The organism is Inquilinus sp. (genome assembly GCF_057815775.1).
Genome location: NZ_JBYRFX010000555.1, coordinates 1 through 13,783 on the forward strand (window position 1 = coordinate 1; position 13,783 = coordinate 13,783).

The following is a 13,783-nucleotide window of genomic DNA, read 5'->3' on the forward strand; positions in this document are numbered from 1 at the left end:
ACCAGGGCGTTGAAGATGATCGCGGACAGGATCGCGCTCTGCGGCGAGTGCAGATCCATGACGTTGAGCACGCCCAGCTGCGGGTAGAAGGCCAGGAACATCGCCGGGATGATGGCGAAGTACTTGGCCACGTCGTTGGCGATCGAGAAGGTGGTCAGCGCGCCGCGGGTGATCAGCAGCTGCTTGCCGATGCCGACCACCTCGATCAGCTTGGTCGGGTCGCTGTCGAGGTCGACCATGTTGCCGGCCTCGCGCGCCGCCACCGTGCCGGTCTGCATCGCCACGCCGACATCGGCCTGGGCCAGCGCCGGCGCGTCGTTGGTGCCGTCGCCGCACATCGCCACCAGCCGGCCCTTGCCCTGCTCCTCGCGGATCAGCGCCAGCTTGGCCTCCGGCGTCGCCTGGGCCAGGAAGTCGTCGACCCCCGCCTCGGCCGCGATCGCCGCGGCGGTCAGCGGGGTGTCGCCGGGGATCATGACGGTGCGGATGCCCATCCGCCGCAGCTCGGCGAAGCGCTCGCGGATGCCGCCCTTGACCACGTCCTTGAGGTGGATGAGGCCGAGCGGCTTGCCGTCGCGGGACACGGCCAGCGGCGTGCCGCCGGATTTGGCGATGCGCTCGGTGACCTGCTCCAGCTCCTTCGGCATCGCCAGGCGCGGATTGCCGGCGACCTCGCGGACATGGGCGATGACGGCGTCGACCGCGCCCTTGCGGATGACCGAGCCTTCGACATCGACGCCGCTCATCCGCGTCTGCGCGGTGAAGGGCACGAAATGGGCCTGCATGCGGCCGACCTCACGGGCGCGCAGGCCGTACTTCTCCTTCGCCAGCACCACGACCGAGCGGCCTTCCGGCGTCTCGTCGCTGAGCGAGGACAGCTGGGCGGCATCGGCCAGCTCGGCCTCGGTGACGCCGGGCAGCGGCACGAATTCGGTCGCCAGCCGGTTGCCGAGGGTGATGGTGCCGGTCTTGTCCAGCAGCAGGGTGTCGACATCGCCCGCCGCCTCCACCGCGCGGCCGGACATGGCCAGCACGTTGAAGCGCACCAGCCGGTCCATGCCGGCGATGCCGATGGCCGAGAGCAGCGCGCCGATCGTGGTCGGGATCAGGGTGACGAACAGCGCCACCAGCACCACCACCGAGACCGAGCCGCCGGCATAGGTGGCGAAGGCCGGGATGGTGACCGTGGCGAAGACGAAGATGATCGTCAGGCCGGCCAACAGGATGTTCAGCGCGATCTCGTTCGGCGTCTTCTGGCGCGACGCGCCTTCGACCAGCGCGATCATGCGGTCGAGGAAGGTCGAGCCCTGGGCCGCGGTGATGCGCACCTTGACCCAGTCCGACAGCACGCGGGTGCCGCCGGTGACGGCCGAACGGTCGCCGCCGGATTCCCGGATCACCGGGGCGGATTCACCGGTGATCGCGCTTTCGTCGACCGAGGCGATGCCTTCGATGACCTCGCCGTCGGACGGCACCAGGTCGCCCGCTTCGACCAGGACGAAGTCGCCCTGGCGCAGCGACAGCGCCGGCACCAGTTCGGTCTCGCGACCGGCCGGGTCGGCCAGGCGCTTGCCCATGGCGTCGGTCTGGGTCCGGCGCAGGCTGTCGGCCTGCGCCTTGCCGCGACCTTCGGCCACCGCTTCCGCGAAGTTCGCGAACAGCACGGTGAACCACAGCCAGAGCACGATCTGGATGGTGAAGCCGACGCCCGGCGCACCGATGGCCAGATCGCGCAGCAGCAGCACCGTGGTCAGGGCCGCGACGACCTCGACCACGAACATCACGGGGTTGCGCCACATGGCGCGGGGGTCGAGCTTGCGGAACGCGTCGATCGCGGCCGGGCCCATGATCTTGGCGTCGAACAGGGACGCCGGAGTGTTTGAGGCTTTCATGACGGACGTGTCCGATCAGAACAGAGTGCCGGCGGCGGCCAGGTGGTCGACCACCGGGCCCAGCGCCAGGGCCGGGAAGAAGGTGAGACCGCCCATGATCAGCACGACGCCGATCAAGAGGCCGACGAACAGCGGCCCGGTGGTCGGGAAGGTGCCGGCCGAAGGCGGCAGGCTGCGCTTGGCGGCGAGGGAGCCGGCGACCGCGAGCATCGGCACGATCATCAGGAAGCGGCCGATCAGCATCGCGAAGCCCAGGGTGATCGTGTAGAACAGCGAGGTCGCGGTCAGGCCGCCGAAGGCCGAGCCGTTGTTCGCCGTGCCCGAGACATAGGCGTAGAGCACCTCGCTGAAGCCGTGCGGCCCCGGGTTGAGGATGCCGGCCAGGCCGGCCTGGGTCGACACCGCCAGGGCGGTGAAGCCCAGCATCGACAGCGGCAGGACGAGAAGCGCCAGCATGGTCATCTTCACCTCCTTCGCCTCGATCTTCTTGCCGACATATTCCGGCGTGCGGCCGACCATCAGGCCGGCGACGAAGATCGCCTCGACGACGAAGAGCAGCATGCCGTAGAGGCCGGCGCCGACGCCGCCGATCACGACTTCGCCCAGCATCATGTTGATCATCGGGATCATGCCGCCGAGCGCGGTATAGCTGTCGTGCCAGGCGATGACCGCGCCGCAGGAGGCAGCGGTGGTGATGACGGCGAACAGGGACGACAGGGCCTCGCCGAAGCGAACCTCCTTGCCTTCCATATTGCCCAGTGACGTGTCGACGCCGAGCGAGGCCAGCAGATGGCCGCCGCCGGCTTCCTGCCAGTAGGTGATGAACACGCCGGCCAGGAACAGCACGCCCATGGCGGCGAAGATCGCCCAGCCCTGGCGCTCGTTCTTGACCATGCGGCCGAAGGTGTTGGTCAGCGCGGCACCGATCGCGAAGATCAGCACCATCTGCACCAAGTTCGACAGCGCGGTCGGGTTCTCGTAGGGGTGCGCCGAATTGGCGTTGAAGAAGCCGCCACCATTGGTGCCGAGCATCTTGATCGCGAGCTGTGAGGCCACCGGCCCCTGCGCGATCGTCTGCTTGGCGCCTTCCAGCGTGGTGGCGTCGACATAGGCGCCGAAGGTCTGCGGCACGCCCTGCCAGACGAAGAAGATCGTCGCGACGATGCAGATCGGCAGCAGCACGTAGAGCACAGCCCGGGTCAGGTCGACCCAGAAATTGCCGATGGTCTGGGCCGAGCGCCGGGCGAAGCCGCGGACGAGCGCGATGGCCAGCGCGATGCCGGTGGCGGCCGAGACGAAGTTCTGCACCGTCAGCCCGGCCATCTGGACGAAGTAGCTCATAGTGGTTTCGCCACTATAAGACTGCCAGTTGGTGTTGCTGACGAAGCTGACCGCGGTGTTGAAGGCCAGGCCGGGCTCGACCGGCATCATGCCCTGCGGGTTCAGCGGCAGGATGTCCTGGAAGCGCTGCATGGCATAGAGCAGGATGACGCCCGCCAGGCTGAACAGCAGCATGGCGAAGGCATAGCCGGTCCAGTGTTGCTCGCGATCCTCGCGCACACCGGCAGCGGCATAGAGGACGCGCTCCACCGGGCGCAGGACGGGTGAAAGGAAGGTGCGTTCGCCCTCGAACACGCGGGCCATATACCCGCCGAGCGGGCGCACCAGAAGGACGACGATCACGCAGTAGAGCGCGATCTGGATCCAGCCGTTGAGAGTCATGGCTGCCTCAGCTTTCCTGGCTCAGAATTTTTCGGGTCGGACCAGGGCGTAGATGAGGTAGCCGAGCAAAAGCAGGGACACCACGCCGCCGAGGATGAGGTCGAAGGTCATCGTTTCCTCACAGCCGGTCGCAAAGCAGCACATAGCCCAGGCCGGCGGCGAAGAACGCCGCGACCAGGGCGAGCATCAGAACATCGAGCACGAAATCTCCTTCCCGCAGGCAAGGCTGCGGAATCGTGTGATCGAGGGCGATAAGGCGCCCGGACCACATAAAAATTCGATCGGGATTTGTTGGCGGGATTTGTTGGCGGGATTTGCGGGCGAACCGCAGCCGCGCCATGGCGGCGCTGCCGGGCCGGGCCCGGCGGATAACGCGAAGGGACATCTGTCGCCATCGGCATCATCCCCAGCTTATTCGGCCGGCAGGTCGGTTATTTTAATTGGAAGCGATGTCGATTTCGCACCGGCCTCGACGATTATACAACATCAGCGGCATCAGGCCTATGCGGAACGAAGCGGCACGGCTTGGGACAGAGGGAGAACGCGATGATGACGGGCGGATGCTTGTGCGGCGCGGTGCGCTACGAGGTGGCGGCCGATCCCGTCTACACCGGCCATTGCCACTGCCGCAGCTGCCAGCGCGCCAGCGGTGCCGGCCATTCCACCTATGTCGGCGTGCCGCTGGCGGCGATGACCGTGCAGGGCGAAATCCACTTCTATGCCCTGACCGGCGGCAGCGGCCTGCCGGCATACCGCCATTTCTGCCCGCTCTGCGGCAGCCAGCTGTTCGGCACCTGCGACATCGACCCCGACATGGTCACGCTCTATGCCGGCGCGCTGGACGACCCGTCGGTGATCCGACCGGACGCGGCGATCAATGTGCGCAGCCGCCAGCCCTGGGACCACATCGCCGGCGACCTGCCGGAGTTCGAGACGATGCCGCCAGGCGCGGCGGCGTAAGGAGAGGCATCATGGCAGTCCACGACGACGACCTCAGCACCTTCGAGGCGCAGGGCGCCCCGCCCCTGCCCGCCCCGGCCGGACAGGGCCATGTCGACCATGACGGCGCCCGGATCTGGTATGCGGCCTTCGGCTCCGGCCCGCCGGTGATCCTGCTGCATGGCGGCCTGGGCCACAGCGGCAATTGGGGCCACCAGGTGCCGGCGCTGGTCGCCGCCGGTCATCGCGTCGTGGTCGTCGACAGCCGCGGCCATGGCCGCAGCACGCGCGACACCCGGCCCTACAGCTATGAGCTGATGGCCTCTGACGTCCTGGCCGTGATGGATACGCTGCAGGTGGAAAAGGCCGCCATGGTGGGCTGGAGCGACGGCGCGTGCGTCGCCCTGATCCTGGCGGCGCAGGCCCCGGCACGCAGTGCCGGCGTGTTCTTCTTCGGCTGCAACATGGACCCCAGCGGCACCAAGCCGTTCGTGCCCACCCCGGTCATCGACCGGTGCTTCAGCAGGCACGGCAAGGACTACGCGGTGCTGTCGGCCACGCCGGACCAGTTCATGCCCTTCGTCGAAGCGGTCGGCGAGATGATGAAGACGCAGCCGAACTACACGGCGCACGACCTGGCCGCCATTCGGGTGCCGGTCGCCATCGTGCACAGCGAGCATGACGAATTCATCAAGCCCGAGCATGCCGATTACCTCGCCCGCAGCATTCCCGGGGCCGAGCTGATCCGGCTGCCCGGCGTCAGCCATTTCGCGCCGCTGCAACGGCCGGAGCAATTCAATGCCGTGGTGCTGGCCTTCCTCGACCGCATCAACGAGGCCGAGCGCTGAGGTCGCTGCGCCGGGCGCCGATCGGTCGCAGCGCCAGCCACCAGACCAGCGCGGCGGTGAGCGACACGGCCACAGCGGCCCAGAGGGCGGCATGCAGGCCGGCCTCGAACGGGTGGATCGCGGCCGTCAGCGAGCCGAACACCGCGACGCCGAGCGCCGCCCCGGTCTGCCGGGCGGCGTTGAGCACGGCGGCAGCCACCCCGGCGCGGCTGGCCTCGACCGTCCCCATGGCCGGGGCGGTCGCGGCCGGCGAGACGAAGCCGGAGGCGGTGCCGATCAGCAGCATCGGCAGCACCGCCTGCCAATAGGGCGCCGCCGGCGTGAACAGCATCATGCCGAGCGACCCGGCGGCGTAGCCGGCGAAGGCCAGGCCCATCGAGCGGCGCGGGCCGAACGCCACGACCAACCGGCCGGACAGCATGCTGCCGCCCGCCACCATCGCCGTCATCGGCAGGAAGGCGAGCCCGGCCTGGAGCGGGGAGTAGCCGCGCTGCTGCTGGAAATACAGGCTGAAGGCGAACAGCAGGCCATAGAACACCAGGGCCGACGCCATCGAGGCGACGGTCGATCCTGTGAACACGCCGTTCCGGAAGAAGGACAGCGGCAGCATCGGCTGCGGCCGGCGCGCCTCGATCCACAGGAAAGCGGCCCCGGCGGCAAGGCCGACGGCCATCCCGGCCAGGATCGGCGGCGACAGCCAGCCCAGCGCTGCGCCTTCGATCAGCACGCCGATCAGCGACCCCAGCGCCAGGATCGCGGTGGCCTGGCCGGCGAGATCGAACCGGTGGCCCGGCACGCCGCCACCGCCGGCGACCCGCCAGGTCAAGACCAGGCCGCAAAGGCCGATCGGCACGTTCACGGCGAAGATGCTGCGCCAGCCGAACAGGTCGATCAGCGCCCCGCCGACCAGCGGGCCGGCCGCCATGGCGACACCACCGAAGCCGATCCACAGCCCGATCGCCCGGGCCCGACCGGCCGGGTCGGGATAGACCTGGTTGATCAGCTTCAGCGAGCACGGCACCAGCAGCGCGGCACCGATGCCCTGCAGCACCCGGGCCAGGGTCAGCACGGCGAGGCCGGGGGCGAGGCCGCACAGCGCCGAGGCCAGGGTGAACAAGGCGAGGCCGGCCAGGTAGACCCGCCGCGCACCCCAGCGGTCGCCCAGCGTGCCGCCGGTCAGCAGCAGGCTGGCGAAGGCCAGGATGTAGGCGTTCACCACCCATTGCAGCCCCGCTGTCCCGGCCGCGAGGCCGTCGGCGATGCTGTCGAGGGCGACATTGACGATCGACGCGTCCAGCAGCACCACGACATAGCTGATGCTGGTCGCCGCCAGCACGCGGCGCTGAAGAATTCCGCTGGTTTGCATGAGGCCGTCTGGCATGAAGCCGGGCTTCCGGTTCCGGATGGGCCTGCAGCCTAGGCCGCCCGTCCTGCCCGATGCTTCGATCGGGATCGAAGCATGCCGCCCGTCCCGGGAGTAGCATGGCGTGGTCCAGCCGGAGACCGTCCATGACATCACGCCCCAACATCGCCGCCGCCGCCCATCTGATCGCCGACCCGGCCCGGGCCAGCATGCTGATCGCGCTGATCGACGGGCGGGCGTGGCCGGCGGGGGAGCTGGCCTATGCCGCCGGGGTGACGCCGCAGACCGCGAGCACCCATCTGGCCAAGCTGCTGGCCGGCGGGCTGCTGACGGTCGAGACCGAGGGGCGGCACCGCTATTACCGGCTGGCCGGCCCCCATGTCGCCCTGGCGATCGAGACCCTGTCGGGCATCGGTCCGGCGGACGCGGTGCGGCGCAAGCCGCTGACCCGCGAGGCTCGGCATTTGCATTTCGCCCGCAGCTGCTACGACCACCTGGCCGGGCGGCTGGGCGTGGCCGTGACCCAGGCGCTGCAGGATCGCCGCTTCATCGTCGCCGCGGCCGACAAGCAGTTCGACCTGACGCCGGCCGGGCGGGACTGGTTCGCCGCCCAGGGCCTCGACACCGGCCAGTTGCAGCCGACCCGGCGCGGCCTGGCCCGGCAATGCCTGGACTGGACCGAGCGGCAGCACCATCTGGCCGGTCCGCTCGGGGTGGAGTTCCTCGATCTGCTCTGCCACCGCGGCTGGCTGCGGCGCCCAGCCGACAGCCGCGCCATCCAGGTCACGCCGCAGGGCTGGGCCGGGCTGAAGGATCAGCTGGGGATCGAGGCCGGGCTGGGCGACTGATCCGCTCGGCGCGGCGCTACCGCTTCGGCGGCTGGTTGGGATCGAAGGCCATCCCGTCGCCAATCTGGTCGAGGCGGAGGGGTGGCCGGGCCGGGAGGGTTTCCCAGCTGGTGTCCACCTTGTCGCTGTCGGTGGCGCCATGGGTCCGCTTCGCCTTCCCGGCGGGGTAGTTGATGCTGACGCCCTGGATCTCGCCGCTGCCACGATTGGTTTCGGTGCGGTCGTAGCCGATCAGCTCAAACCCGCCCTTCTGCCAGCGGAAGGTCTCGGTCGTGTTCGATGTCGTCCAGGTGCCGGCATCGGCGAAGAACTCCAGCGTCACATGCAACGCGCCATGGGCGATGCCGATGCCGCTATCCGCATCGAACGGGTCCTCGACCGTCGGCTCGGTCCAGCGCGGGATCAGGGCGTGGTTTTCAAGCGCCAGGTGATAGACACCGCCCCCCTTCAGACCGAAGGCGACGGCCAGGATTCGCGGGTTGGTGTCCAGCGTGTCCGCGCCGAGGCCGCCGGCATTGGCGACGACGTTCTTCGGGTCCGCGTCATGCAGGACGATGGCGAGATCGGGGACGCCGTCGCCGTTCAGGTCGCCCTTGGCCTGCGCCTCCAGTTTCCAGCCCGGCGGCACGAATCCGTCGGCCCCAGCCGCCTGCGCGGGCAGGCTGGGATAGGTGACGTCTGGGATAACCATCTCGTCCGCCCGCCCGGCTGACGCGGACAGGCCGGCGAGAAGGGCGGCGCAGAGGGGCAACAGGGGCTTCACGGTGAATCCATGGTCTGGAACGGTGCTGTCCAGAGACACCCCGGTTCCGGCATTATGATGGCAAGGCGGCCGGCCTCAGCCTGGCCAGCGCCAGCATGGCGCCGCCGGCCAGCAGGCCCCAGAACGCGGCGCCGATGCCGAACAGCGACAGGCCGGAGACGGTGGTGACGAAGGTGACGATCGCCGGCAGCCGCTCCTCCTCCCGCGCCAGCGCCGAGGACAGGGCGCCGCCGAGGCTGCCGAGCAGCGCCAGCCCGGCCACCGCCTGGATCAGCAGCGGCGGCGACGCGGCGATGAAGGCGGCGGCGAAGCCGGCGAACAGGCCGACCACGACATAGGTGGCGCCGGCCACCACCGCCGCCGGCCAGCGCCGCGCCGGGTCGGGATGCGCTTCGGGCGAGGCGCACAGCGCCGCGGTGATCGCCGACAGGTTGACCGCATGGCCGCCGAATACCGAGGTCACGGCGCTGGTCAGCCCGGTGGCGACGAACAGCGGTCCGACCGCAGGGCGGTAACCATTGGCGTTCAGCACCGCCAGGCCGGGGACGTTCTGCGACGCCATGGTGACGATGAACAGCGGCACGCCGATGCCGATGATCGCGCCGGCCGAGAAGACCGGGGCGGTGAAGGCCGGTTCGGGCCACAGATGGGCGAAGGCGGCGGGCGGCACCGCCGTGGTCAGCAGGATCAGCACCACCGCCACCACCACCGCGGCCGGCACGGCGTAGAGCCGGGCGAAGCGCCAGGTCAGCGCCCAGACCAGGACCACGGGCACGGCCAGCATCGGCATGGCGCCGACCGCCCGGGCCGGGGCGAGGCAGAGGTCGAGCAGCACCCCGCCCAGCATGGCGCTGGCCAGCGGCACCGGGATCGCGGTGACCAGCCGGCCGAACGGGCGCCACAGCCCGGCCGCAACCACCAGCGCGGCGGCCACCAGGAAGGCGCCGACCGCGACCGGGAAGCCGCCAGCCGGTGCGCCGGTCGCGATCAGCAGCACGGCGCCGGGGGTCGACCAGGCGATGCTGATCGGCAGCTTCGACCGCAGCGACAGGCCGATCGCCAGCAGCCCCTGGCCGATGCAGACCGCGGCCAGCCCCGACGCCGCCTGGGCCGGGGTGGCGCCGGCGGCGGCCAGGCCCTGCAGCACGATGGTGAAGGCGCTGGCGAAGCCGACGACGGCGGCCAGCAGCCCGGCCGCCACCGGCTGCAACGCCGACCCGCCGCGCGGCGGAGCGATGGCGGCGCCGGCATCGTCGATCGTGGAACTGTCGTCGGTGCGCATGGAATGGCCCCCGCGGGATCACGGGCGGCCCTGCCCGGCCTCCGCCGATCTTTATGACCCCCAGCGTATCGGCGTTTCCACAGAACCGAAATAAATCAATTGTTTGGGTGCAATCCGGCCACACGAGCCGAAGCGGGAAGCTGATTCGCAAGCGGCGCTTTCGCGATGCGGCATTGCACATCGCCGCCGGTCGAGGGATCGTATCGTGAGAGCTCGATCCCACCTATGAATCACCATCGTTTCACAACAAGAGCTCATCCGAGGAGTCAGGTCATGCAACGCCCGGCAACGGCACTTTTCCCCGCGATCTTCGCCGTCCTGGCACTGGCCGGCTGTTCGCAGGGCGGCGGCCTGAACGACAATTTCAACCTGTCGGTCCACAACCCGACCCCCGCCGTGCAGTCGCGGACCCAGCCGACCGTCGAAGACGGCCAGGACCCGTACAACCGGACCGTGCCGCAGCCGTAAGCCGCGGCTATTCCATCCGTCGCCGGAACATCCACGCGGCAGCGCTGAGCGTCACCAGGGCGATCAGCGCCAACGGCACGGTGTTGCGCAGCATCTCGTCCAGCGGCAATCCCTTCAGGAACACGCCGCGGACGATGATGATGAAATAGCGCAGCGGGTTGAGATAGGTCACCGGCTGCAGCCAGCCCGGCATGTTGTCGATCGGCGTGGCGAAGCCCGACATCAGCGTCGCCGGGATCATGAACAGGAACGATCCCAGGATCGCCTGCTGCTGCGTCGCCGACAGCGACGAGATGAACAGCCCGATGCCGATCAGGGCCAGCAGGTAGAAGAACACGCCGGTGTAGAACATCGGCAGCGCCCCGCGCAGCGGCAGCCCGAACCAGAACAGCGCCGCCAGCAGGTAGACCGTGCAGTGGACGAAACCGATCAGCAGCGACGGCACCGTCTTGCCGATCAGGATCTCATGCACCCGCAGCGGCGACACCAGCAGCTGGTCGAAGGTGCCCAGCTCCCGCTCCCGCGCGATCGACAGGCCGGTGACGATCAGCCCGATCAGCACCGCGATCACGGCGATCAGGTTCGGCACCATGAACCATTGCGTGTCCAATCCCGGGTTGAACCAGAAGCGCGGCACCGCCGGCTCCGGCCGCGTCGACACGCCGCTCGGGCTGGCCGCATCGGCGGCAAGGCTGCTCACGATCTGCGAGAGGTAGGCGCCGGCGAGCTGCGAGGCGTTGGACCGGCGGCCGTCGAGGATGACCTGCAGGTCGGCCGGGCGGCCGGCGGCGACATCACGTGAGAAGCTGGGCCCGATCTCGACCGCCACCAGCACCTGCTGCAGGTCGATCGCCCGGCGCAGCGCCTCCGGCGTCTCCACCACCCGGATGGTGCTGAAGGTCGGGGTGCCGTCGATGCGGTTCACCAGCTCCTGGCTCCAGGCGCCGCGGTCGCGGTCCAGCAGGGCGAGGTCGGCGTTCTTCACCTCCATGGTCGCGGCATAGGCGAAGACGAACAGCTGCAGGATCGGCGGCACGATCAGGATCATCCGGCTGCGCGGGTCGCGCAGCACCGCCAGCAGTTCCTTGACGATCAGGGCTCTCAGTCGGCGCCACATCTCAGACCAGCCTCTTCCGGCTCAGCCGCGCCGCCAAAGTGAACAGCACCGCCCCCTCGACCAGCAGCACGGCGATGCTGCGGAGGTAGAGCGGCCAGATGTCCCCGGCCAGGAACACGGTCTGCAGCGCCGGGATGTAGTAGCGCGCCGGGATGATGACGGTGATCCACTGGATCACCACCGGCATCGAGTTGATCTCGAACAGGAAGCCCGACAGCAGGAAGGACGGCAGGAAGCCGGCGACCAGGGCCAGCTGCGACGCCAGGAACTGGTTCTTGGTGGCGGCGGAGATCACCAGGCCGAGGCCGAGCGCCGGACACAGGAAGGCGGCGGAGACCAGGTACAGCGCCAGGACCGAGCCGCGGAACGGCACCCCGAACAGGAACACGGTGACGACGACGCACAGGGTCAGCGAGGCCAGGGCGAGCAGGAAATAGGGCAGGATCTTGCCGGCCAGCAGTTCCAGCGACGTCACCGGCGTCGCCATCATCGCCTCCATCGTCCCCCGCTCCCACTCCCGCGCCACCACCAGCGCGGTCAGCAGAGTGCCGATCATGGTCATGACGATGGCGATGGCGCCGGGCACCAGCACGTTGCGGCTGACCAGCTCCTGGTTGAACCAGACCCGCTGCTCGACATCGATCGCAGGCAGGCCACTGCCACCCGACCCGGCCGCGTCCATCGCCTGCCAGCTGGCGAGCACGCCCTGGGCATAGGCCAGCACGAAATTGGCGGTGTTGGGATCGGTGCCGTCGACCAGCACCTGGATCTGCGGCGCTCCGCCGGGCTGGGCCTGTGCTGCGGTGAAGGTCTCCGGGATGACGATGATGCCCTTGATCCGGTTGGTCACCAGGTCTTCGGCGAATTGCCGCCGGTCGGTGCCGATGCGGGCGTCGAAATAGCGCGAGCCTTGGAAGCTGGCCGCCAGGTCGCGCGCCGCCGGGCTGGGGCTTTCCACCGCGATGCCGATCTTGGTGTGGTCGGCGTCGAGCGACAGGGCATAGCCGAACAGGAACAGCAGCAGCACCGGCAGCACCACGGCGATCAGCAGGCTCGACGGATCGCGCAGGATCTGCCGCCCCTCCTTCCGCATCAGCGCCCCGAAGCGGCGGAGGCGGTCGGCGCGGCTGGCCTGGGTGGCGGCGCTCATGCCGCCTCCGCCTTCGCATCCGAGGCTTCGACCAGGGCGATGAAGGCGTCTTCCATGGTCGGGTCGGGATTGTCCTTGTCCGCCACCTTGGCCTTGAGCTCGTCCGGCGAGCCGAGCGCGATCGAGCGGCCGCGATAGATCAGCGAGATCCGGTCGCAGTACTCCGCCTCGTCCATGAAATGGGTGGTGACCAGCACGGTCACCCCGGTCTCAACCAGGCCGTTGATGTGGGTCCAGAACTCGCGCCGGCTGATCGGGTCGACGCCGGAGGTCGGCTCGTCCAGGAACAGCACCTCGGGCTCATGCATCACGGCGCAGGCCAGGGCCAGCCGCTGCTTGAAGCCGAGCGGCAGGGTGCCGGCGGAACGCGACAGCTGGTCGCCGAATTCGAAGATCCCGGTCATCAGTTCGGCCTGCTGCCGGGCGCGGCGCCGGTCCAGCCCATAGACCCCGGCAAAGAAGGCGAGGTTCTGCGCCACGCTGAGATCGCCGTAGAGCGAGAATTTCTGCGCCATGTAGCCCAGGCGGTTGCGTGCCGCGGCGGCGTCGCGGCGCAGGTCGAAGCCGGCCACCCGTCCCTCCCCCGCCGTCGGCTTCAAGAGCCCGCACAGCATCTTGAAGGTGGTCGACTTGCCGGCGCCGTTCGGCCCGAGCAGGCCGAAGATCTCGCCGCGCGGGATGTCGAAGCTGATGTCGTCGGCCGCGGTGAAGTCGCCGAAGCGCTTGGTCAGGCCGCGCGCCTCGATCACCGGGCCATCGCGCGGCGGCAGTGTCTGCCGGGCCTCGGCCAGCTTCGACCGGCCGCCCGGGCCGCCGCCGAGGATGTCGACGAAGGCGTCCTCGAAGCGCGGCGGCGCCGGCGCGACCGTCGCTTCGGCGCCAGCCCCTTCGGGCGGGGCCGGAGGATGGTCCGCCGCCTTGGTCACCAGCCGGATCGCGGTGCCCTGGATCACGCCGTCGATCACGCCGGGCTGGTCCAGCATCGTGGCCAGCACCTGCCGGCGGCGGCCTTCGACCCCGCTCAGCCGGAACACCCGGCCCTCGACCCGCCCGGTCAGCCCGGCCGGCTCGCCCTCATACAGCAGCTTGCCTTCGTTCAGCAGCAGCACCCGGTCGCATTTCTCGGCCTCGTCGAGATAGGCGGTCGACCACACCACGCCGATGCCCTCGCGGGTCAAATCCTGCACCATGCCCCACAGCTCGCGGCGCGAGATCGGGTCGACGCCGACCCCCGGCTCGTCCAGCAGCAACAGGCGCGGCTTGCGCAGCAGGGCGCAGCCCAGGCCGAGCTTCTGCTTCATGCCGCCGGACAGCTTGCCGGCGAGACGGCCGGTGAAGCGCTTGAGGTCGGTGAAGCCCAGCAGCTCGTCGAACACCGCCGGCCGCTCGTC

At 69.5% G+C, this 13,783-nt stretch carries 14 protein-coding genes; 4 read left to right on the forward strand and 10 right to left on the reverse strand.

Features of this window, described 5'->3' with window-relative positions; all coding sequences use genetic code 11:
• The 4 genes from kdpB to AC3XYG_RS19295 all read right to left on the reverse strand — a co-directional run.
• A partial coding sequence (gene kdpB / locus AC3XYG_RS19280) for a potassium-transporting ATPase subunit KdpB (protein ID WP_489141479.1) occupies window positions 1-1,892 on the reverse strand: 1,892 nt, incomplete at its 3' end.
• 15 nt (window positions 1,893-1,907) lie between these two features.
• A complete protein-coding gene (gene kdpA, locus AC3XYG_RS19285) occupies window positions 1,908-3,614 on the reverse strand; it encodes a potassium-transporting ATPase subunit KdpA (protein WP_489141480.1) in 1,707 nt (568 codons plus the stop codon).
• A gap of 21 nt (window positions 3,615-3,635) precedes the next feature.
• A complete protein-coding gene (gene kdpF, locus AC3XYG_RS19290; RefSeq protein WP_489141481.1) occupies window positions 3,636-3,725 on the reverse strand; it encodes a K(+)-transporting ATPase subunit F in 90 nt (29 codons plus the stop codon).
• A gap of 7 nt (window positions 3,726-3,732) precedes the next feature.
• Window positions 3,733-3,954: a hypothetical protein gene (locus AC3XYG_RS19295; RefSeq protein ID WP_489141482.1), complete on the reverse strand. Its 222-nt coding sequence runs from the start codon at window positions 3,952-3,954 to the stop codon at window positions 3,733-3,735.
• A 206-nt stretch (window positions 3,955-4,160) separates the two neighbouring features.
• On the opposite strand from AC3XYG_RS19295, the gene AC3XYG_RS19300 reads away from it, so the two are divergent.
• Window positions 4,161-4,574, forward strand: coding sequence for a GFA family protein (locus AC3XYG_RS19300; protein ID WP_489141483.1), 414 nt, complete (start codon window positions 4,161-4,163; stop codon window positions 4,572-4,574).
• 11 nt (window positions 4,575-4,585) lie between these two features.
• On the forward strand, window positions 4,586-5,401 hold the full coding sequence (locus tag AC3XYG_RS19305; RefSeq protein ID WP_489141484.1) for an alpha/beta fold hydrolase: 816 nt from the start codon (window positions 4,586-4,588) through the stop codon (window positions 5,399-5,401).
• Here AC3XYG_RS19305 and AC3XYG_RS19310 read toward each other — a convergent pair.
• A complete protein-coding gene (locus AC3XYG_RS19310; protein WP_489141485.1) occupies window positions 5,382-6,767 on the reverse strand; it encodes an MFS transporter in 1,386 nt (461 codons plus the stop codon). The two genes, AC3XYG_RS19305 and AC3XYG_RS19310, sit on opposite strands and share 20 nt — an antisense overlap.
• 143 nt (window positions 6,768-6,910) lie before the next feature.
• On the opposite strand from AC3XYG_RS19310, the gene AC3XYG_RS19315 reads away from it, so the two are divergent.
• Window positions 6,911-7,612 (forward strand): ArsR/SmtB family transcription factor, encoded by a 702-nt coding sequence (locus AC3XYG_RS19315; protein WP_489141486.1) that lies wholly within the window; start codon window positions 6,911-6,913, stop codon window positions 7,610-7,612.
• A gap of 16 nt (window positions 7,613-7,628) precedes the next feature.
• On the opposite strand, the gene AC3XYG_RS19320 is transcribed toward AC3XYG_RS19315, so the two are convergent.
• Both AC3XYG_RS19320 and AC3XYG_RS19325 read right to left on the reverse strand, forming a co-directional pair.
• Window positions 7,629-8,303 (reverse strand): hypothetical protein, encoded by a 675-nt coding sequence (locus tag AC3XYG_RS19320; RefSeq protein WP_489141487.1) that lies wholly within the window; start codon window positions 8,301-8,303, stop codon window positions 7,629-7,631.
• A 124-nt stretch (window positions 8,304-8,427) separates the two neighbouring features.
• On the reverse strand, window positions 8,428-9,657 hold the full coding sequence (locus AC3XYG_RS19325; protein ID WP_489141488.1) for a benzoate/H(+) symporter BenE family transporter: 1,230 nt from the start codon (window positions 9,655-9,657) through the stop codon (window positions 8,428-8,430).
• 273 nt (window positions 9,658-9,930) lie between these two features.
• Between AC3XYG_RS19325 and AC3XYG_RS19330 the strand changes: the two genes are divergently transcribed.
• Window positions 9,931-10,125, forward strand: coding sequence for a hypothetical protein (locus AC3XYG_RS19330; RefSeq protein WP_489141489.1), 195 nt, complete (start codon window positions 9,931-9,933; stop codon window positions 10,123-10,125).
• Between the two features lie 7 nt (window positions 10,126-10,132).
• Here AC3XYG_RS19330 and AC3XYG_RS19335 read toward each other — a convergent pair whose 3' ends face one another.
• From AC3XYG_RS19335 to AC3XYG_RS19345, 3 genes are all read right to left on the reverse strand, one after another.
• Window positions 10,133-11,242: an ABC transporter permease gene (locus AC3XYG_RS19335; protein WP_489141490.1), complete on the reverse strand. Its 1,110-nt coding sequence runs from the start codon at window positions 11,240-11,242 to the stop codon at window positions 10,133-10,135.
• A gap of 1 nt (window position 11,243) precedes the next feature.
• The gene (locus AC3XYG_RS19340; RefSeq protein ID WP_489141491.1) at window positions 11,244-12,392 is read right to left on the reverse strand and encodes an ABC transporter permease; all 1,149 of its coding nucleotides are present in this window, start codon (window positions 12,390-12,392) and stop codon (window positions 11,244-11,246) included.
• A partial coding sequence (locus AC3XYG_RS19345; RefSeq protein ID WP_489141492.1) for an ATP-binding cassette domain-containing protein occupies window positions 12,389-13,783 on the reverse strand: 1,395 nt, incomplete at its 5' end. The genes AC3XYG_RS19345 and AC3XYG_RS19340, both read right to left, overlap by 4 nt.

Coding starts and splice junctions, on each gene's coding strand:
- kdpA (WP_489141480.1), bottom strand. CDS start 3,614: ATGACTCTCAACGGCTGGATCCAGATCGCGCTCTACTGCGTGATCGTC.
- AC3XYG_RS19305 (WP_489141484.1), top strand. CDS start 4,586: ATGGCAGTCCACGACGACGACCTCAGCACCTTCGAGGCGCAGGGCGCC.
- AC3XYG_RS19335 (WP_489141490.1), bottom strand. CDS start 11,242: ATGTGGCGCCGACTGAGAGCCCTGATCGTCAAGGAACTGCTGGCGGTG.
- AC3XYG_RS19320 (WP_489141487.1), bottom strand. CDS start 8,303: ATGGTTATCCCAGACGTCACCTATCCCAGCCTGCCCGCGCAGGCGGCT.
- AC3XYG_RS19340 (WP_489141491.1), bottom strand. CDS start 12,392: ATGAGCGCCGCCACCCAGGCCAGCCGCGCCGACCGCCTCCGCCGCTTC.
- AC3XYG_RS19295 (WP_489141482.1), bottom strand. CDS start 3,954: ATGGCGCGGCTGCGGTTCGCCCGCAAATCCCGCCAACAAATCCCGCCA.
- AC3XYG_RS19330 (WP_489141489.1), top strand. CDS start 9,931: ATGCAACGCCCGGCAACGGCACTTTTCCCCGCGATCTTCGCCGTCCTG.
- AC3XYG_RS19310 (WP_489141485.1), bottom strand. CDS start 6,767: ATGCAAACCAGCGGAATTCTTCAGCGCCGCGTGCTGGCGGCGACCAGC.
- AC3XYG_RS19315 (WP_489141486.1), top strand. CDS start 6,911: ATGACATCACGCCCCAACATCGCCGCCGCCGCCCATCTGATCGCCGAC.
- AC3XYG_RS19325 (WP_489141488.1), bottom strand. CDS start 9,657: ATGCGCACCGACGACAGTTCCACGATCGACGATGCCGGCGCCGCCATC.
- AC3XYG_RS19300 (WP_489141483.1), top strand. CDS start 4,161: ATGATGACGGGCGGATGCTTGTGCGGCGCGGTGCGCTACGAGGTGGCG.
- kdpF (WP_489141481.1), bottom strand. CDS start 3,725: ATGACCTTCGACCTCATCCTCGGCGGCGTGGTGTCCCTGCTTTTGCTC.